The organism is Herminiimonas sp. KBW02 (genome assembly GCF_003852535.1).
In the GTDB taxonomy this organism is placed as follows: Bacteria; Pseudomonadota; Gammaproteobacteria; order Burkholderiales; family Burkholderiaceae_D; genus Oxalicibacterium.
Window position 1 is genome coordinate 770,278 of record NZ_QAJP01000004.1, and the last position, 19,226, is coordinate 789,503.

General features: G+C 54.6%; 14 protein-coding genes. 9 read left to right on the top strand and 5 right to left on the bottom strand.

What is annotated here, in order from left to right; translation table 11 throughout:
* Positions 1-35: 35 nt before the first annotated feature.
* Complete coding sequence (dapC, locus tag DBR37_RS07920) at positions 36-1,250, bottom strand: succinyldiaminopimelate transaminase (protein ID WP_124573894.1); 1,215 nt, start codon at positions 1,248-1,250, stop codon at positions 36-38.
* A gap of 289 nt (positions 1,251-1,539) precedes the next feature.
* On the opposite strand from dapC, the gene smc reads away from it, so the two are divergent.
* The 5 genes from smc to def all read left to right on the top strand — a co-directional run bounded on the left by smc (position 1,540) and on the right by def (position 10,020).
* The gene (gene smc / locus DBR37_RS07925) at positions 1,540-5,067 is read left to right on the top strand and encodes a chromosome segregation protein SMC (protein ID WP_124573895.1); all 3,528 of its coding nucleotides are present in this window, start codon (positions 1,540-1,542) and stop codon (positions 5,065-5,067) included.
* 354 nt (positions 5,068-5,421) lie between these two features.
* On the top strand, positions 5,422-6,537 hold the full coding sequence (locus DBR37_RS07930; RefSeq protein ID WP_124573896.1) for a cell division protein ZipA C-terminal FtsZ-binding domain-containing protein: 1,116 nt from the start codon (positions 5,422-5,424) through the stop codon (positions 6,535-6,537).
* A gap of 3 nt (positions 6,538-6,540) precedes the next feature.
* Positions 6,541-8,625, top strand: a complete 2,085-nt coding sequence (ligA, locus tag DBR37_RS07935) for an NAD-dependent DNA ligase LigA (protein WP_124573897.1) — start codon at positions 6,541-6,543, stop codon at positions 8,623-8,625.
* On the top strand, positions 8,612-9,487 hold the full coding sequence (galU, locus tag DBR37_RS07940; protein WP_124573898.1) for a UTP--glucose-1-phosphate uridylyltransferase GalU: 876 nt from the start codon (positions 8,612-8,614) through the stop codon (positions 9,485-9,487). The genes ligA and galU overlap by 14 nt, the downstream gene beginning before the upstream one ends.
* Positions 9,484-10,020, top strand: a complete 537-nt coding sequence (gene def / locus DBR37_RS07945) for a peptide deformylase (RefSeq protein WP_124573899.1) — start codon at positions 9,484-9,486, stop codon at positions 10,018-10,020. Before galU ends, def begins: the two co-directional genes overlap by 4 nt.
* Positions 10,021-10,087: 67 nt before the next feature.
* On the opposite strand, the gene DBR37_RS07950 is transcribed toward def, so the two are convergent.
* From DBR37_RS07950 to map, 4 genes are all read right to left on the bottom strand, one after another.
* Positions 10,088-11,071, bottom strand: a complete 984-nt coding sequence (locus DBR37_RS07950) for a porin (protein ID WP_124573900.1) — start codon at positions 11,069-11,071, stop codon at positions 10,088-10,090.
* A 333-nt stretch (positions 11,072-11,404) separates the two neighbouring features.
* Positions 11,405-12,151 carry a pseudouridine synthase gene (locus DBR37_RS07955; protein ID WP_124573901.1) on the bottom strand — a complete coding sequence of 249 codons (747 nt, stop codon included), beginning with the start codon at positions 12,149-12,151 and terminating at the stop codon, positions 11,405-11,407.
* Between the two features lie 58 nt (positions 12,152-12,209).
* Positions 12,210-14,762: a [protein-PII] uridylyltransferase gene (locus DBR37_RS07960; RefSeq protein WP_124573902.1), complete on the bottom strand. Its 2,553-nt coding sequence runs from the start codon at positions 14,760-14,762 to the stop codon at positions 12,210-12,212.
* A 43-nt stretch (positions 14,763-14,805) separates the two neighbouring features.
* The gene (gene map, locus DBR37_RS07965) at positions 14,806-15,642 is read right to left on the bottom strand and encodes a type I methionyl aminopeptidase (protein WP_124573903.1); all 837 of its coding nucleotides are present in this window, start codon (positions 15,640-15,642) and stop codon (positions 14,806-14,808) included.
* A 283-nt stretch (positions 15,643-15,925) separates the two neighbouring features.
* On the opposite strand from map, the gene rpsB reads away from it, so the two are divergent.
* The 4 genes from rpsB (at position 15,926) to frr (ending at position 19,197) form a co-directional block, all read left to right on the top strand.
* The gene (rpsB, locus tag DBR37_RS07970; RefSeq protein WP_124573904.1) at positions 15,926-16,672 is read left to right on the top strand and encodes a 30S ribosomal protein S2; all 747 of its coding nucleotides are present in this window, start codon (positions 15,926-15,928) and stop codon (positions 16,670-16,672) included.
* Between the two features lie 130 nt (positions 16,673-16,802).
* On the top strand, positions 16,803-17,684 hold the full coding sequence (gene tsf, locus DBR37_RS07975) for a translation elongation factor Ts (protein WP_124573905.1): 882 nt from the start codon (positions 16,803-16,805) through the stop codon (positions 17,682-17,684).
* A 175-nt stretch (positions 17,685-17,859) separates the two neighbouring features.
* Positions 17,860-18,576 (top strand): UMP kinase, encoded by a 717-nt coding sequence (pyrH, locus tag DBR37_RS07980; RefSeq protein WP_124573906.1) that lies wholly within the window; start codon positions 17,860-17,862, stop codon positions 18,574-18,576.
* Between the two features lie 60 nt (positions 18,577-18,636).
* A complete protein-coding gene (frr, locus tag DBR37_RS07985; protein WP_124573907.1) occupies positions 18,637-19,197 on the top strand; it encodes a ribosome recycling factor in 561 nt (186 codons plus the stop codon).
* Positions 19,198-19,226: the final 29 nt, after the last annotated feature.

Genomic DNA, 19,226 nt, shown 5'->3' on the forward strand with positions numbered 1-19,226 from the left:
TCTTGTCAGTTGATAGAAATGATTACTAGGATAAATTACGCTGCAGTACTGGCCAATTTCTTGGCGAATTCGACTATGCGTTGCGCGGCTTCGAGGCATTCGTCCACTTCGGCGACCAGCGCCATGCGGACCCGGTTCTGCCCCGGATTGATGCCATGTGCTTCGCGGCCCAGATAGCTGCCTGGCAATACCGTGACATTATATTCGGCATAGAGGCGCTTCGCGAATTCAACATCGCTGATGTTGACGAGTTTGTCGACCCTGGCCCACAGGTAGAAACCGGCGTCCGGCAGGGAAACGTCCAGAACTTCCTGCAGCAAAGGCGTGACTTGATTAAATTTCTTGACGTATTTCTCGCGGTTTTCGATGACGTGCTGCTCGTCGTTCCAGGCGGCAATCGACGCGCTTTGCACGGACGGGCTCATTGCGCTGCCGTGATAGGTGCGGTACAGCAGGAAGCTCTTGATGATTTCTGCATCGCCAGCGACGAAGCCGGAGCGCATGCCTGGCACATTCGAGCGTTTCGACAGGCTGGAGAAGCCGATCAGGCGCGGATAGCCGGTGCGGCCCAGCTTGTGCGCCGCTTCCAGGCCACCTAAAGGTGCTTCCGCCTTGAAATAGATTTCCGAATAGCATTCATCGGCCGCGATGACAAAGCCATAGCGATCCGACAAGGCGAACAGTTCAGCCCAGTCTTCCAGCGTCAGCACGGCGCCAGCCGGATTGCCCGGCGAGCAGATGTAGACCAGTTGCACGCGCGCCCAGACATCCGCCGGGATGCTGGCAAAGTCAGGTGCGAAGTTACGGGCCGGATCGCAATTGACGAAGTAAGGCTCGGCACCGGCCAGGTAGGCGGCGCCTTCATAGATTTGGTACAGCGGATTCGGGCAGACCACCAAAGCCTGCTTGCTCGGATCGATCACGGTCTGGGCCAGTGCAAACAAGGCCTCGCGCGAACCATTGACTGGCAGTACCTGTGTGGCCGGATTCAGCTTCGGCAGGTTGTAGCGACGCTCCAGCCAGCCCGCGATGGTGGCGCGCAGCGCATCGGTGCCGGCGGTGGTCGGATAGACTGCGAGCCCGTCGAGATTGTCCGCCAGTGCTTTTTGTATAAAAGCCGGGGTCGGATGCTTCGGTTCACCGATGCCGAGGCTGATAGGACGATAGGCAGCGTTCGGCGTGACAGCGGCAAACAGTTGCTTCAGTTTTTCAAAAGGATAGGGTTGGAGCTGTTTAAGAAGTGGATTCACGGCTGAGGGCAGAAATGTGAGTGTGATGTTCGTAGTCGCTGTTTGCGCTGCCGCTTTGCATGAGCGACAACCGCAGGCTTTATTTACACGAGGTTCAAAGTGGCAACATTATACCGCCCATGGCGACAGAACCGCTGCCTGCGTAAACTCTGGCTGTAAATGATTGGAATCGTTGTTCCAAATGCTATGATTAGCCCCTTTTACGGCCTCTTTTGCCGCATCCGCCACGCTGGCCGGATGCTTGATAAATATTTAATTTGCGCTGCATATTCTAGGAACGGTTGATAACGTGCGTCTAACTTCCATTAAATTATCGGGATTCAAGTCTTTTGTTGATCCGACGAATTTTCAGGTGCCGGGTCAATTGGTCGGTGTCGTCGGCCCGAATGGCTGCGGCAAGTCCAATATCATCGATGCTGTGCGCTGGGTTTTGGGTGAATCCAAGGCTTCCGAGCTGCGCGGTGAATCGATGCAGGACGTTATTTTTAACGGTACGACGCACCGCAAACCGGCGGGGCGTTCATCGGTTGAGCTGGTGTTTGACAATGGCGAGGGCAAGGCTGCCGGTCAGTGGAGCCAATACGCAGAGATCGCAGTCAAGCGTACGCTGACGCGTGACGGTACCTCGACTTACTACATCAACAATCAGGCGGTACGCCGCCGCGACATCCAGGACATCTTCCTCGGTACCGGTCTGGGTCCACGCGCTTACGCGATCATCGGGCAGGGCATGATTTCGCGCATCATTGAAGCGCGTCCGGAAGAGCTGCGTATCTTCCTGGAAGAAGCTGCGGGTGTGTCGAAGTACAAGGAACGCCGTCGCGAAACCGAAAACCGTTTGCAGGACACACGCGAAAACCTGTTGCGTGTCGAGGATATCCTGCGCGAGCTGAATACCAACCTGGAAAAGCTGCAAGGCCAGGCTGCTGTCGCGCAAAAATTCCACGAACTGCAAGCTGACCAGGACGAGAAGCAAAAGCTGCTGTGGCTGCTGCGTAAAACCGAAGCAAAGAACGAGCAGGAAAAATTCTTCCGCGATATCGAAAAAGCGCAGACCGATCTGGAAGAACAAACCGCCAAGCTGCGTCACGTTGAAACCGAGCTCGAGCACATGCGCCAGGCGCATTACTCCGCTGGTGATCGCATGCATCAGGCGCAAGGCCATCTGTATCAGACCAACTCAGAAATCGGCAGCCTGGAAGCACAAATCAAATTCGTGATCGAATCGCGTACCCGTCTGCAGTCGCAACTGAATTCGCTGACCGCACAACGCGATCAATGGCAACGCCAGGGCACACAATTCCAGGACGATCTGGTTGAAGCTGAGATGCATCTGGAAGAGCAGGCGATGCGCGTTGAGCAGGCGCAGGAAACCGCGCAACGTGAAAACGATCGCTTGCCGGCGCTGGAGCAGGCATGGCGTGAAGCGCAACTGAAAACGACCGAGTCGCGCGGCAAGATCATGCAGGCGCAACAGCAGATCGAACTGGAATCTGCACATCAGCGCAATGCGTCGAATATCTTGTCCGGCCTGACTGTACGTCGCGAACGTCTGCAGCAGGAAAAGCAGGGTTTGAATTTGCCGGATAGTACGCATCTGGCTAACCTGAAGATGCAGCTGGAAGAGAAGCAGGCGACGCTGGAAGAAGCGACCGCGCAACTCGAAGTCGCGCAAGAGCAATTGCCTAAGCTGGAAGAAGAACGCCGCGCTGCGCAGGAACAGGTCAATACCGAAACTGCTAACAATGCGCAACTGGAAGCACGTCTGTCCGCACTCAAGCAGTTGCAGGAAAACGTGCAGACCCAGGGCAAAGTACAGCCGTGGTTGCAAAAACATGAATTGGGCGAGTTGCCGCGTCTGTGGCAAAAACTGCAGATAGACCAGGGCTGGGAAACCGCGCTGGAATCCGTCTTGCGTGAGCGTACCTCGGCATTGGAAATGTCGAACCTGGATTGGGCCAAGGCCTTCTTCAGCGATGCACCACCAGCCAAGCTGGCCTTGTTCACACCGAATGCGACTGCGTCCGAAGCGGTGGAAATACCAGCTGGCCTGAAGCCTTTCCTGAACCTGCTGCAACTGAATGATCCGGGTCTGCGCGCATTGATGCAGGACTGGTTGCATAACGTGTATATCGCGGAAGATACCGCTGCGGCTTTCGTAGATCGCAACAAGCTGCCGGTCGGCGCTTATTTCGTCACACGTCAGGGCCATGTCATCAGCAAGACCAGCGTGCGTTTCTATGCTTCCGATTCGGAGCAGGACGGCATGCTGGCACGCCAGCAGGAAATCGAAAACATCACCAAGCAATTGCGTGCGCAGCACATGCTGGCCGATGAAGCGAAATCGCGCTCGATCCGCTCCGAATCCGCAGTGACGCAAGCGACCCAGCGCCTGCAGGAAATTCGCCAGCGCGTGAATACGCTGACGCAAGCAGTGCATGGCTTGCAAATCGATGTGATGAAGCTATCCGAAGTGCAGGAGCGCTTTAACCAGCGCAGCACGCAGATTGCAACTGATCTGGAAGAGATCGCGATGCAGGAAGCCGAGCAGCAGCAAGTCAAGGCGGAATCAGAAGCGAAGTTCGAGCAACTGGATGCCGAGCTCGGCGAGCTGCAAGAGACACATGAAGAAGGTCAGACCGATTACCTGAACAAAGAGCAGCAACTCAACGATGCGCGTCAACGTGCACGTGATCTGGAGCGTGCGGCGCAGGAAACCGCGTTTGCCGAAAAATCACAGCGCAACAAGATCGAAGAATTAAAGCGCAGCATTGCCACTGCACTGGAGCAGGCGGCGCAACTGTTCGCGAATATGCAGCAGGGCAGCCTGGAACTGGAAAGCCTGGACGATCAGGCCGCACAAGCTGGTTTGCAAACCTTGCTGGATACCCGTAGCGAGCAGGAACGTGCGCTGGCGGATGCACGCCATGAACTGGATCAGTTGACGCAGCAATTGCGCGGCCATGACGAAGCACGCATGCAGGCGGAACGCAGCCTGCAACCGCAACGCGACCGCATTACCGAGCTGCAGTTGAAAGAGCAGGCCGCGCGCCTGAATCAGGAACAGTATGCGCAGCAATTGCTGGAAGCCGAGGCAGATGAAGCGGCACTGGCAGAGAAGCTGAACAGCGATATGCGTCCATCCTATCTGCAAGGTGAAGTCACACGCCTGACGAATGCGATTGCCGCGTTGGGTGCAGTCAACCTGGCAGCGCTGGACGAACTGGCGACGGCATCGGAACGCAAGAACTTCCTCGACGCACAAAATGCCGACCTGACCGAAGCGATCACGACGCTGGAAGACGCGATTGCGAAGATCGACAAGGAAACGCGCGAATTGCTGCAAGACACCTTCGACAAGGTCAATCATCACTTCGGCGAATTGTTCCCTATCCTGTTCGGTGGCGGCCAGGCCAAGCTGACCATGACCGGCGACGAGATCCTCGATTCCGGCGTGCAGGTGATGGCGCAGCCACCAGGCAAAAAGAATGCAACCATTCACTTGCTGTCCGGTGGTGAAAAAGCCCTGACCGCGACGGCACTGGTGTTCTCGATGTTCCAGTTGAATCCGGCACCGTTCTGTCTGCTGGATGAGGTTGACGCACCACTCGATGATGCGAATACCGAACGTTTCTGCAATATGGTTAAACGCATGTCGGCGCATACCCAGTTCCTGTTCATCTCGCATAACAAGATTGCGATGGAAATGGCGCAGCAGCTGATCGGTGTGACCATGCAGGAGCAGGGTGTGTCACGTATTGTGGCGGTGGATATGGAGTCGGCCGCCGATTTTGCGTCTGAAGCGCAGCTGGCCTGAATGTAGCCAGCTGCTGACGTATTCGTTTTATGCAGTGGTGAGAAAGCGGAACGATTCAACGACTGAATAGTCGGTGATATGGATGCTTTCCCGCATGTTTTTCAGAGGGCAATCTGGCTTGACAAGGCAGATTGCTAAAATTAACCTGAGTTCTAAGAGTCGCAAGTGCATCAGTGACGCTGGTCGCCGCCATGTAACTTTATCGGCAGGCGCGCGTTATGGATGTATAGATTGACGACCATCCAACCTTTGGATTTTTATGACCCTATTTGCTTCTTCCCGATTTGCTCGCGGCGCGCGTAGCGTGCAGCCGAACAGATTTTCCCTGCAATCCACAGCTACGGCAGGTGCAGCATGAATGATCTCCAGACCAGTTTGTTCGTGATCGGCGGCGTGATCGTTGTCGGCGTTATTTCTTACAATAAGTGGCAGGAGCATAAGGCCAAGAAAAGCGTCGAGCGCGCTTTTTCCTCGTCGCACGATGATGTGCTGATGGCACCGGAGGGACGCGAGTCGCCGGAAGAACGCATGGAGCCAACCATAGACGGCGAGCGCCATGAGCCTAGCTTTTCGGAAAATCCATACGATGCTGCTCCAGTGCAGCAAGATGCAGCGGTGCCGCATGCAGAAGCGGAGCTGGATGCGCCGGTTGATTTCGTACAGCCGGTAGAAGAAAAAGAATTGCCTGTCGATTACCTGATTGATTGCACGATTCCGCTGACATTAACGACGCAATTGCGTGGTGAGAAAATCCTGCCTGCTTTGCAATCGCTGCGCCATGTCGGCAGCAAGCCTGTGCATTTCGCCGGTCAGCATATCGACGGCGGCTGGGAAGCGATTACCCATGGCGGCATCTATAAGTCGCTGATGGCAGGCGTACAACTGGCGAGTCGCAGCAACGCCCTGAACGAGCTGGAGTATTCCGAGTTCGTGATGCGCCTGCGTCAGATCGCCGATGATTTCGATGCCGATCCGGATGTGCCGGACATGGCGGAAGTGATGGTGACAGCGCGTTCGCTGCATCACTTCGTGACTGAATACGACGCCAAGCTGAGCGTGAATGTACATACCAACGGTGCGCCATGGTCGGTCACGACCTTGCTGGCGGCGCTGGAGCGTCAGGGCTTCGACGTGCGTCCGGAAGGTCGTCTGGTGATGCCGGATGGCGATGGCGGTGTGTTGTTCTCCCTGTCTACCAATGTCACGCTGGCAGAAGAAACGACCAGCCGCCTGACCCTGCTGCTGGATGTGCCTGTGGTGGCACCGGCACGTGACGGCTTTGGTGCGATGACCGCTTGTGCACGTTCACTGGCAGCACGTCTGGACGGTACCGTGGTGGATGACGGCAACCAGCCATTGTCGGACGCATCACTGAATGAAATTTCCGGTCAACTTGAAGTGTTCTACGCCGACATGGAAGCGGCAGACATTCCTGCAGGCTCCACCAGGGCATTACGCTTATTCAATTAAATTATGCAGCCGGATTTGTTTTCTACGGCATCGCAAACAGATGCAAACGCGAAGCCGGAGGAACCGGATGCCAGTAATCCCCCGGCACGCGCAGCATGGTTACGCGATGAACTGAATCGCCACAATTACGCTTATCACGTCCTCGATAATCCCTCCATTCCTGACGCGGAATACGACAAGCTGTTCCGCGAGTTGCAGGCACTGGAAGCGGCCCATCCCGAACTGCTGGTAGTTGATTCACCGACACAAAGGGTGGGCGCACTGGCATTGTCTGCCTTCCCGCAGGTGACGCATTCAGTGCCCATGCTGTCGCTAGGCAATGGCTTTGAAGATGAAGACATCATTGCCTTTGATCGTCGCGTCAGCGAAGGCCTGAATATTACCGAAGTCGAATATGCCACCGAACTGAAGTTCGACGGCCTTGCAATCAACCTGCGCTATGAAGATGGCGTACTGGTAGAGGCGGCTACGCGCGGCGACGGTGCGACCGGTGAAAACGTGACGACGAATATCCGCACCGTGCGTGCGATTCCGTTGCGTCTGCATACAAAAACGCCACCTAAAGTGCTGGATGTGCGCGGCGAAGTGATGATGTACAAGGCAGACCTGGCGAAGCTGAATGCACGGCAACGCGATGCAGGCGCCAAGGAATTTGCCAATCCGCGCAATGCGGCAGCTGGCAGCTTGCGGCAACTGGATTCACGCATTACCGCGCAGCGTACCTTGCGTTTCTTTGCCTACGGAGTAGGGCTGCTGGAAGGCGCGGAGATGCCAGTCTCGCATTCGGCTTTGCTTGACTGGTATGCCGAGCTGGGCCTGCCGGTCTGTACCGAGCGTGCAGTGGTAAAAGGTGCGGCTGGTTTGCTTGAATTCTATAAAGCGGTCGGACAAAAACGTCCTGGCTTGCCGTATGAAATCGACGGCGTCGTCTACAAGGTCAATAGCGTCGAGCAGCAGCAACAGCTGGGTTTTGTCTCACGTGCACCGCGTTATGCGATCGCCCATAAATTCCCGGCGGAAGAAGCGCTGACCACGGTGCAGGGCATAGAAGTACAGGTAGGACGTACTGGTGCGATTACACCGGTAGCGCGCCTGGCACCAGTTTTGGTCGGCGGCGTGACCGTCACCAACGCAACCTTGCATAATGAAGACGAGGTCAGGCGCAAGGATATCCAGATCGGCGATACCGTGATCGTGCGCCGTGCTGGTGATGTGATTCCTGAAGTAGTCGCCTATGTGCCGGAAAAACGTCCGGCCGATGCGCAACCCTTTGTGATGCCGACCGCTTGCCCGGTCTGTAACTCTCCTATCGTGAAGCTGGAAGATGAAGCGATTGCACGCTGTTCCGGCGGCTGGGTGAAGTGCGCAGCGCAACGTAAGGGCGGTTTGCTGCATTTCGTTTCCCGTCGCGCGATGGATGTCGAAGGTCTGGGCGATCAACTGGTTGAACAGTTGGTAGATAAACACATCATTACCACCGCAGCAGATTTATACAAACTGGGTTTCCGTGCACTGGCCGAGCTGGATCGCATGGCAGACAAGTCAGCGCAGAATGTATTGGCCGCGCTGGAAAAATCCAAATCGACCACGTTGGCGCGCTTTATTTATGCGCTGGGAATACGTCATGTCGGCGAAGCGACGGCGAAGGAACTGGCGCGCCATTTTGGTAATCTGGAGGCGCTGTTGCAGGCGTCCGAAGAGCAGTTGCTGGAAGTGGCGGATATCGGTCCGGTCGTGGCGCAATCGATAAGAAGTTTCCTCAGCGATCCGCTGAATACGGAATTGATTGAACAATTGCAGGCGGCTGGTGTCAGATGGCCCGAACACGTGGTGGAGAACAAGCCCAAGCCTTTCGCAGGCAAGACCTTCGTTCTGACCGGAACCCTGCCGACGCTGAGTCGTGATCAGGCCGCTGAAAAAATCGAGGCGGCAGGTGGCAAGGTCGCCGGTTCCGTCTCCAAGAAAACCAGCTACGTGGTAGCGGGTGCCGAGGCCGGTAGCAAGCTGGCCAAGGCAGAGGAGTTAGGCATCGCCATACTTGATGAATCTGCATTGCTGCAATTATTGGAAACTCATGAGCAAAATTAGAAAAGCCGTCTTCCCCGTCGCAGGCCTCGGCAGCCGTTTTCTGCCCGCCACCAAAGCCCAGCCGAAGGAAATGCTGCCTGTCGTCGACAAGCCTCTGATCCAGTATGCGGTGGAAGAAGCGGTCGCGGCCGGGATTACCGATATGGTCTTTATTACCGGTCGCAATAAACGCGCGATTGAAGATCATTTCGATACAGCTTACGAGCTGGAATCCGAACTGGAAGCGGCGAACAAGAATGCCTTGCTGGAACTGGTGCGCAACGTTATTCCGAAGAGTATCAATTGCATCTATATCCGTCAGTCGGCCCCGCTGGGTCTCGGCCACGCCGTTTTGTGCGCGCGTCCGGTAATCGGCAACGATCCGTTTGCCGTCTTGCTGGCGGATGACTTCATGGATACCGCTGACGGTGTGAAACCGGTGCTGGCGCAGATGACAGACGTGTTCCAGCGTGAAGGTCATAGTGTGTTGGCGGTACAGGATGTACCTCGCTCGGATACCAAGCAATACGGGATAGTAAGTGCGACGGCGTATCAACCGCAGCTGGAATTGGTGAATGCGATTGTGGAGAAACCGCAGCCTGATGTCGCTCCATCGACGCTGGCCGTAGTTGGCCGTTATGTGTTGAGCAACAAGATTTTTGATTATCTGGAAACCATCGGCAAAGGCGCAGGCGGTGAAATACAATTAACCGACGGCATCGCTGCGCTGATGCAGGCTGAAAAGGTATTGGCATATCGTTACGATGGCCAACGTTATGATTGCGGTTCCAAGCTGGGTTACCTGAAGGCGATGGTGGCGATGGGGCTCAAGCATCCTGAAACCGGTGCAGGTTTTACTGAATATTTAAAATCATTGAAATGACAGTCCGAGAAATTTTAAAAATGGGCGATCCACGCCTGTTACGCGTGGCAGAGCCAGTCAGGGAGTTCGGTACACCCGAACTCGAGGCGTTGATCGCCGATATGTTTGAAACCATGCACGCGGTGAATGGCGCGGGTCTGGCTGCGCCGCAAATCGGCGTCAATCTGCGCCTGGTGATCTACGGCTTCAAGCAAAACACCCGTTATCCGGATGCGCCGCCAGTGCCGGAAACCGTGCTGATTAATCCGAAGCTGCGACCGTTGTCGGCCGAGATGGTGGATGGCTGGGAAGGCTGTTTGTCGGTGCCGGGTTTGCGTGGTGTGGTGCCGCGTTTCAGCGCCTTGCACTATGACGGTTTTGACCAGTACGGTAATGTCATCAGCCGTGATGCGGACGGCTTCCACGCCCGTGTTGTGCAGCATGAATGCGATCACCTGGATGGCATCCTGTATCCGATGCGGATTACTGATTTATCGCAATTCGGTTATGTCGATGTCTTGTTCCCGGACCTCGATCCGAACGACGACGATTGACGATAGCGGAGAGATACGTAAAAAAGGGCGACTTGAGGTCGCCCTTTTTGTTGTGTGTGGCCAGACTTTAAAACTTGTGTCGTATGCCGACGTTGAACAGCTTGTCGGTTTTGCCGGGGCCGGTCACGCGATAGGCGGCATTGTCATCGTTGCTCAGGCGCGCCCAGCTGGTGTACAGATTGGTGCGGGTGGACAGGTTATGTGTGTAGCCGAGAGCGATCTGGTTTGCATTGGCATTGTTGATGACCTTGTCACTCTTGTGCATATAGGACGCCATGATGGTGTCGGCGGCTGTCAGGTTGACCTTCAGGCCGATCAGGGAGTCACGTGTGTCCAGCGTGCCATAGCCTTTGTTCATGGCATAAGCGATAAACGGTTGCAGCAAACCGAAGTTGTAGTTACCGCCGATCAGCGTGGTCTTGGTGCTGTCAGTCGCGGTCGCGTTGTTGGTGTTCTGATAGGTTAAGACCGCAGCGATCGGGCCGGATGCGTAGCCGATGGCGCCTGCCACGGTACGTCCCGAGCTGGTGCTGCCGGCGACTTCACCAAAGCTGTACGCGGCCTGACCATTGATACCGTTCTTCGCGGCAAAGCTATAGTTGACGGTGTTGTCTATGCGACTGCCGCCATAGTTGAAGATGCGGACCGAATCGCCCGCGAGGGTATCGGCAAACGGATCGAATACGGAAGAGTTGGTGAAGACCATGGTCTGAATGCGGCCCAGTTTTACTTCACCGAAGTCGCCAGCCAGACTGACATAGGATTGCCGATTAAAGAACAGGCCCGGAGAACTGAGCGCACCACTGTCTGCATTGAAGCCGGCTTCGAGAACAAAGTTGGCCTTCAGTCCGTTCCCGAGATCTTCGGTGCCCTTGAAGCCGATGCGGCTGACGCTCTGGTTGCCGCTATCGATACCGACTGTACGACCGCTGCCGGCGTTCTCTATCTTTAAACCCAGATCGACCACGCCATACATGGTGACGCTGCTCTGTCCGTAGCTGGCTCCTGCCATCGACGCCAACATTGAAAATGCGAATAGAGTTTTTTTCATTTATCCACTCCCTTTTGTTTTCAGTTGAAACAACGATCTGATGACAGCGTGCTGCCAGCTTGGGTTGCGTTACTAAACTTAGGTCGGTATTAAATGTAATTCAACTGCATTTTCCCGCGTCGGACTGTCCACGTTGTGACTAGTGTGGATGCACCGGAATGCGTTGATATTGAACCAATATCGATGAGAGAGGGGGATTTATTTACGAAGTTAACTGTGGTCAACAAATTCTGTTGCGCTTTTGGCGACAGTTACTGGTGCGGAGGAAGAAATGATGGAAAGTGCGGGTGCGGGGAGGGTGGCGAGCCACCCTCAGCTTGGCTCAGTTCATGTTCAGAACTGTTCGTCTTCACGCAGGTAGCGCCATTGACCTACCGGCAAATCACCGAGTTTGACGTTGCCTATGCGTACCCGTTTCAGACCGATTACTTTCAGGCCGACCATGTCGCACATGCGGCGGATCTGGCGTTTCTTGCCTTCGCGCAGGATGAAGCTGAGTTGATCTTCGTTTTGCCATTTGACCTTGGCTGGCAGCAGTTTTTTGCCATCCAGTGTGAGTCCGTGATTCAGGCGTTTCAAATCCGCTTCCGGCAGTTTGCCCGGCTTGGTGTATTGCACACGTACCAGGTATTCCTTCTCTACCGACGTATCTTCGCCGATCAAATGTTTGGCGATGCGGCCATCCTGTGTCAGTACCAGCAAACCTACCGAATCAATATCGAGCCGGCCCGCAGGCACCAGGCTGCGCAGTTGTGTCGGGTGGAATTGGGTAGGCGCTTTATCTTCGTTCCAGCGCGTGCTGGCATTGACCAGAGCGACAGCAGGTTTGTAGCCGTCTTCGGCCTGGCCGCTGACATAGCCCATTGGTTTGTTGATGAGTACGGTAACGCGTTTGGATTGTTCTGCTGCGGCTTGTCGTTCGACGGTGACGCGTTGCGTCGGCAAGACCTTGCTGCCTAGTTCCGAAACGACTTTGCCATCGACACGCACCCAACCGCGCGCGATCCATTCGTCGGCTTCGCGCCGCGAGCAAAGTCCAAGCTCGGACATACGTTTGGAAAGGCGGAGTGGTTCATTCATGATGGTGCAATTCTATAAAACTGAAATTGAAAAAATGCGGTAGTGCAGGGTATAGCGATCAGACGCGCAAGGCATCCAGTAAATCTGTTTCCAGCTGGATCTGGCTACGTGGATTATTCAGCACCTGGCCATCGACCAGGAACACGTCTTCCACCCGTTCGCCGAGCGTCATGACTTTGGCCGTGTGCAGATTGACTTTGTATTTCGCCAGGACGTTAGCAACTGAATACAGCAAGCCATTCCTGTCGTTGGCGGAGATCGTCAGCAAGTAGTAGCGGCCGCGTTCATCCGGACGCAGGTCGACAGTAGGGGTGGCCGGGAAGTTGCGGCACAGGCGTGACAGGCGACCTTTGCAAGGCGAAGGCAAGTCCAGTTGTGCGCTCAGTACTTCAGTCAGCTCATGTTCGATCAGGCTGATCAGGTCGCGATAATTATCGGCGAAGGCCGGCTCGGTCACCAGGAAGGTATCGAGGCCGTAACCGTGTTTGGTGGTGTGGATCTTCGCATCCAGAATGCTGAAGTTCTTGCGATCAAAGTAGCTGCAGATGCGGGCGAACAGATCGGGCTGATCCTTGACGTAAACCGTGACTTGCAAGCCTTCGCCTATCGGTGCGAGGCGACATTTGACGACCGGTGTCGGGCTGTCTATTTTGTCGTACAGCGTGCGGGTTTGCCATGCGATGTCGGCCGCATCGTGACGCAGGAAATAGACGACGTCGAGTTGCTTCCACAAGGCTTCATGCGCATTGCTGGACAAGCCGTACAGGCGCAACGATTTCAGTGCTTCTTCCTGGCGATTCTTGAGTTCGCGATCAGCCGACGGTGCATCGCCGCCGAGTGCGCGTAAGGTCATGTTGTACAAGTCTTCCAGCAACTTGCCTTTCCATGCGTTCCATACTTTGGGGCTGGTGCCGCGAATGTCGGCGACGGTCAGCAGATAGAGTGCAGTCAGGTGACGTTCGTCACCGACCAGTCTGGCAAAGTTGCTGATGACTTCGGGATCGGACAGATCTTGCTTTTGCGCGATTTGCGACATCATCAAGTGGTTTTCAACGAGGAAGACTACCAGTTCGGTTTCTTCTTCCGTCAGACCGTGATCGACGCAGAATATGCGCGCATCTTCCTTGCCCAGTTCCGAGTGATCACCACCGCGACCTTTGGCGATGTCGTGGAATAGGGCTGCGATGTAGAGCAACCAGGGCTGGCCGAAGTTGGCCGCGAGCTGGCTGCAGAACGGGTATTCGTGTGCATGTTCGCTCAGCATGAAGCGGCGCACATTGCGCACCACCATCATGATGTGCTGATCGACGGTGTAGACGTGAAATAAGTCGTGCTGCATCTGGCCGACGATCTTGCGGAAGTTCGGCAGGTAACGGCCCAGTACACTGGTCTGGTTCATGCGGCGCAAGGCGTGCGTGATGCCCTGCGGTGCCTGCAGGATCTTCATGAACAGCGCACGATTGACCGGATCGCGGCGGAATTGATTGTCTATCTTGAAGCGTGCATTCCAGAGTGAGCGGAAGGTGCGCGCCGTCATGCCTTTCAGCTCCGGATGCAGGGACAGCAGCAGGAAGACTTCCAGCATGGTCGAAGGCTTGACTTCGAAGGTGTCGTCATTGGCGATGTCGATGAAGCCGTTGACTTCGTTGAAGTCTTCGTTGATCGCGACCGGCGACGTCATTTGCGGGAACAATTGCGCTTCTATGTTTTGCAGCAGGATCGCATTGAGCTGTGTGACGGCCTTGGCTGCAAGGTAGTAGCGCTGCATCAGGTATTCGCTGGCGCGGCGGGTTTCAGTGGTCTTGAAACCGATCGATTCGGCGATGGCGGTCTGGATGTCGAACACCAGGCGATCTTCATGGCGATTTGCAATGATGTGCAAACGTATGCGCACATCTTTGAGTGAGCGTTCTTTTTGCGTGAGCTGGCGTGCTTCGGTCGGCGTGATCAGACCTTGTACTGCCAGTTCGCGCCAGGAGTTGCCGAGTCCGGCTGCTTTCGAGACCCACAGGATGACTTGCAGATCGCGCAGGCCGCCCGGGCTTTCCTTGCAGTTCGGTTCCAGGCTGTAAGGCGTGTCTTCGTACTTGGCGTGACGCTGACGCAGCTCCAGGGTTTTGGCCTGGAAAAAGGCTTGCGGATCCATCGCCGCATTGCAGCGGACTTTGAGTAACTGGAACTGGCTGGCGTTACCGATGACCAGACGTGCTTCCAGCAGGCTGGTTTGTACCGTGATGTCGGCTTCCGCTTCGTTCAGACATTCGTCTATGGTGCGTATGCTATGACCGATTTCGAGGCCGATGTCCCAGAACAGTTGCACCAGCTCTTCCAGCTTCGCTTGTAAGGCAGCGTTCGGCGCTTCATGCAGCAGGATCAGGACGTCGACATCGGAATGCGGGAATAACTCGCCGCGACCATAGCCACCGACGGCGACCAGGGCGGCGCTATCCGGCAGTGCAAAGGCGGTCCATGCCTTGCTCAAGGCAGCATCGACATTGATTCTGAGTTGCGTTAGCAAATGCTCGGCCTTGCCATCCTGTAAAAAACGATCAATGACGATTTGACGTTCGGCTTTGAGTTCTTCTTTTAAGGCAATGGCAAGTGAGGGCATGGATGCTTGGCGGTGAATTCAGGCGTTAATTTCAGGTGCTAACTCAGGCGTCAACGGCTTGAGGAGTGGTAGCCGGTGGCACGATGAATTCAGGTGGCGCCGGAGTGCCAGCTGATTGTGTCAGGATTTCGTAGCCGGTTTCTGTTACCAGTACAGTATGTTCCCATTGTGCGGACAGGCTGCGATCCTTGGTTTTGATGGTCCAGCCATCGCCCATTTCGCGGATTTCGCGACGACCAGCGTTAATCATCGGCTCAACCGTGAAGATCATGCCTGCTTCGAGTTTTTCCAGGGTGCCGGGACGGCCATAGTGCAGTACTTGCGGCTCTTCGTGGAATACCTTGCCGATGCCGTGGCCGCAGAATTCACGTACTACGCTGTAGCCGGCTTTTTCTGCGTGCTGCTGGATGACGTAGCCTATATCGCCCAAATGTGCGCCCGGTTTGATTTTGGAAATGCCCAGCCACATGCATTCATAGGTGATCTGGGTCAGGCGGCGTGCCAGGATCGATGGTTCGCCGATAAAGAACATGCGGCTGGTGTCGCCGTGGTAGCCATCCTTGATGACGGTAATGTCTAAATTGACAACGTCGCCGTTTTTCAGGACTTTATCGCCCGGGATGCCGTGGCAGATGACGTCATTGACCGAGGTGCAGATTGCTTTCGGGTAAGGCGTGTAGCCTGGCGGGCAATAATTCAGCGGGGCCGGGATGGTGCCTTGTACGTTCACCATGTATTCATGGCAGAGGCGATCCAGCTCCCCGGTGGTGATGCCGGTTTTTACAAAAGGTGTAATGTAATCAAGGACTTCGGATGCGAGTCGGCCTGCGATGCGCATGCCTTGTATATCTTCTGCGGTTTTAATTGAAATATTGCCCATAGGAAGCCGGAAATTGCTGGAATGACAGCATGAAAAAATTGTTTGATGAGGAATTATAGACGAGCGGGCATTTATTCGCCGGGCAATGTGGCGGGGCACTTGAAAGGCGTGGCGGTTATAGGGTAGAATCTTGGGCTTGCTTGAATTAACTTTTATTTAATTAAGTCGGGCAAGACTTTATGTAAATCGCGAACTCGTTCGAAAAGGGTGCTGCGGTCAGGCTGAGAACGGCCAATTGACCACGGTGACTGAGCGGGTTCCAGACCTTAACCCTGGAGATATTATGTCCGTAACAATGCGCGAAATGCTGGAAGCTGGCGTCCACTTTGGTCACCAAACACGCTTCTGGAACCCAAAGATGGCCCCTTTCATTTTCGGCCATCGCAACCGTATTCACATCGTTAACCTCGAAAAAACGATGGGCATGTACCAAGAGGCGATGAAGTACATCCGCCAATTGTCGTCCAATCGTGGCACCGTCCTGTTCGTAGGTACCAAACGTCAAGCACGTGAAACCATCGCAGCTGAAGCGCAACGCGCTGGCATGCCTTACGTTGATCAACGCTGGTTGGGAGGCATGCTGACCAACTTCAAAACGATCAAAACATCGATCAAGCGTTTGAAAGAAATGGAAGCATCGATCGAAGACGGTTCCGTACAAAAACTCAGCAAAAAAGAAGCGCTGATGTTTGAACGCGAAAAAATCAAGCTGGAAAAATCCATCGGCGGTATCAAGGATATGGGCGGCATTCCTGACGCAATTTTCGTGGTTGACGTTGGTTACCACAAAGGTGCGATCACTGAAGCAGCGAAACTGGGCATCCCAGTTATCGGTGTAGTCGATACCAACCACTCGCCAGAAGGCGTTACCTACGTTATTCCAGGTAACGATGATTCCTCCAAAGCGATCATGTTGTACGCTCGTGGCGTTGCTGACGCAATCCTCGAAGGCCGCGCAAACGCGACCAACGATCTGGTTGAGTCGATCAAAGGCGGCGACGACTTCGTTGAGGTTAACGAGCAGGCTTAAACCCTGCCTCTGATGGTTTGAGCGTCAGAACAAAAGGGGCAACAGCGGTTCGCCCCTTTTTTTCGAGCGCATTTTGAACGTAATAAGATACTAGACGTCTGAACTGGCGTCCGATTGTTAGGAGATTGTAATGGCCGTTATTACTGCAGCGATGGTTGGTGAACTGCGTGCGCTCACCGATGCGCCGATGATGGAATGTAAAAAAGCATTGACGGAAGCCGACGGCGATCCGGTCAAAGCAGAAGAGATCCTGCGCGTTAAGCTCGGCAGCAAAGCTTCCAAAGCAGCTACCCGTGTAACCGCTGAAGGCGTAGTTGCAGCCTATGTATCCGGTAATGTTGGCGCGTTGATCGAAGTCAACTGCGAAACCGACTTTGTTACCAAGAATGATGATTTCCTCGGTTTTGCCAATACCCTGGTTAAACTGGTTGCAGAAAAAAATCCTGCTGACGTTGCTGCTTTGTCGGCTCTGCCACTGGAAGACAAAACTGTTGAAGAAACCCGCGCTGCCCTGATCGGTCGCATCGGTGAAAACATGTCGATCCGCCGTTTCGTGCGTTTCGAAACCACCGGCAAGCTGGCTTCCTACCTGCACGGTACCCGTATCGGCGTGATGGTCGATTTCGAAGGTGCTGACGAGCAGGTTGGTAAAGACGTAGCGATGCACATCGCTGCAATGAAACCAGTTGCATTGTCGTCGGATAACGTTCCGGCTGACCTGATCGCTAAAGAGCGTTCGGTTGCTGAATTGAAAGCGGCAGAATCGAACAAGCCAGCAGACATCGTCGCCAAGATGATCGAAGGCTCGGTACAGAAATACCTGAAAGAAGTTTCCCTGCTGAACCAATCGTTCGTTAAGAACGACAAGCAAACAGTGGAACAAATGCTGAAAGAAGCCAAATCGACAGTCAAATCGTTCACGATGTTCGTGGTCGGTGAAGGCATCGAGAAGAAACAGGATGACTTTGCTGCAGAAGTGGCAGCACAAGTAGCCGCAGCAAAACAGGCGTAAGCGAAAAAAATCGGGCCGGAAGGCCCGTTTTTTTAGCATCATCAAGTATCCTTTGATGAGCTGACAGATTAAGATTTCAAGCGCCGGCTTTTATCGAGCCGGCGCTTGAAATCTGAAAATCAGGTAAGAACTGTATCCCAGTAAAAACCGGACATAAAAACAAGGAATCCAGCCCATGACAACCCCAGCTTATAAACGCGTTCTTCTCAAACTTTCGGGCGAAGCGTTAATGGGAGACGATCCGTACGGTATCAACCGTGCCACTATCGAGCGTATGGTGGCGGATGTGTCAGAAGTAGCAAAACTGGGTGTGGAACTGGCTATCGTCATCGGTGGCGGCAATATTTTCCGTGGTGTGGCACCGGGCGCGCAAGGGATGGATCGCGCGACGGCTGACTACATGGGTATGCTGGCTACCGTCATGAATTCGCTGGCGCTGGCTGATGCGATGCGTCAGGTCGGTATCACCGCCCGCGTCATGTCGGCAATTGCGATCGAGCAGGTCGTTGAGCCGTATGTGCGTCCGAAGGCATTGCAGTACCTGGAAGAGGGCAAGATCGTGATCTTCGCCGCCGGTACCGGTAATCCGTTTTTCACCACCGATACTGCAGCAGCTTTGCGCGGTTCGGAAATCGGTGCAGAAATCGTTCTGAAGGCGACCAAGGTGGATGGCGTGTATAGCGCTGATCCAAACAAGGACCCGGACGCAACCCGCTACGCGACGATCTCTTTCGACGAAGCGATCTCCAAACACCTGCAAGTGATGGATGCCACCGCATTCGCACTCTGCCGTGACCAAAAACTGCCGATCAAGGTATTCTCTATCGTTAAGCCGGGCGCGCTCAAAAGCGTGGTGATGGGCGAAGACGAAGGTACCCTGGTCCACGTATAAGATTTAAATCCCGCTGAAATTCAATTCAGGTTTAACTCGTTGTAAAAGAGGAGAACAGTAATGACTGTTGCAGATGCAAAGAAGACAGCCGATCAAAAGATGCAGAAGTCGATAGAGACTCTGAAGGCTGATCTGGCAAAAGTACGTACCGGCCGTGCACACACCGGCATACTCGATCACGTGATGGTTGAGTACTACGGCAACCCGACTCATCTGAGCCAGGTCGCCAACGTGACCCTGATTGATGCGCGTACCATCGGCGTCCAGCCGTTTGAAAAGAAGATGGTTGCCATCGTTGAGAAGGCAATCCGTGAAGCCGACCTCGGCCTGAATCCTGCAACCCAGGGTGAATTGATCCGCGTGCCGACTCCGCCGCTGACCGAAGAACGTCGCAAGGAAATGGTCAAGCTGGTCAAGAGCGAAGCAGAAGACGCCAAAATCGCTGTGCGTAATATTCGCCGTGACGCCAACGAAGCACTGAAGAAACTGGTCAAGGAAAAAGCCTGCTCGGAAGATGACGAGCGTCGTGCACAGGACGAGATCCAGAAACTGACTGATAAATTCGTGCTCGAAATCGACAAACTGGTCGTAGAAAAAGAAAAAGAAGTGTTGACGGTTTGAGTCTGCACTCAATTCCTTCATCCCGCTTT

Bases quoted from the DNA above. Each gene is read 5' to 3' on its own strand.
- DBR37_RS07930 (WP_124573896.1), top strand. From the start codon at position 5,422: ATGAATGATCTCCAGACCAGTTTGTTCGTGATCGGCGGCGTGATCGTT.
- ligA (WP_124573897.1), top strand. From the start codon at position 6,541: ATGCAGCCGGATTTGTTTTCTACGGCATCGCAAACAGATGCAAACGCG.
- galU (WP_124573898.1), top strand. From the start codon at position 8,612: ATGAGCAAAATTAGAAAAGCCGTCTTCCCCGTCGCAGGCCTCGGCAGC.
- def (WP_124573899.1), top strand. From the start codon at position 9,484: ATGACAGTCCGAGAAATTTTAAAAATGGGCGATCCACGCCTGTTACGC.
- DBR37_RS07950 (WP_124573900.1), bottom strand. From the start codon at position 11,071: ATGAAAAAAACTCTATTCGCATTTTCAATGTTGGCGTCGATGGCAGGA.
- DBR37_RS07955 (WP_124573901.1), bottom strand. From the start codon at position 12,151: ATGAATGAACCACTCCGCCTTTCCAAACGTATGTCCGAGCTTGGACTT.
- DBR37_RS07960 (WP_124573902.1), bottom strand. From the start codon at position 14,762: ATGCCCTCACTTGCCATTGCCTTAAAAGAAGAACTCAAAGCCGAACGT.
- map (WP_124573903.1), bottom strand. From the start codon at position 15,642: ATGGGCAATATTTCAATTAAAACCGCAGAAGATATACAAGGCATGCGC.
- rpsB (WP_124573904.1), top strand. From the start codon at position 15,926: ATGTCCGTAACAATGCGCGAAATGCTGGAAGCTGGCGTCCACTTTGGT.
- tsf (WP_124573905.1), top strand. From the start codon at position 16,803: ATGGCCGTTATTACTGCAGCGATGGTTGGTGAACTGCGTGCGCTCACC.
- pyrH (WP_124573906.1), top strand. From the start codon at position 17,860: ATGACAACCCCAGCTTATAAACGCGTTCTTCTCAAACTTTCGGGCGAA.
- frr (WP_124573907.1), top strand. From the start codon at position 18,637: ATGACTGTTGCAGATGCAAAGAAGACAGCCGATCAAAAGATGCAGAAG.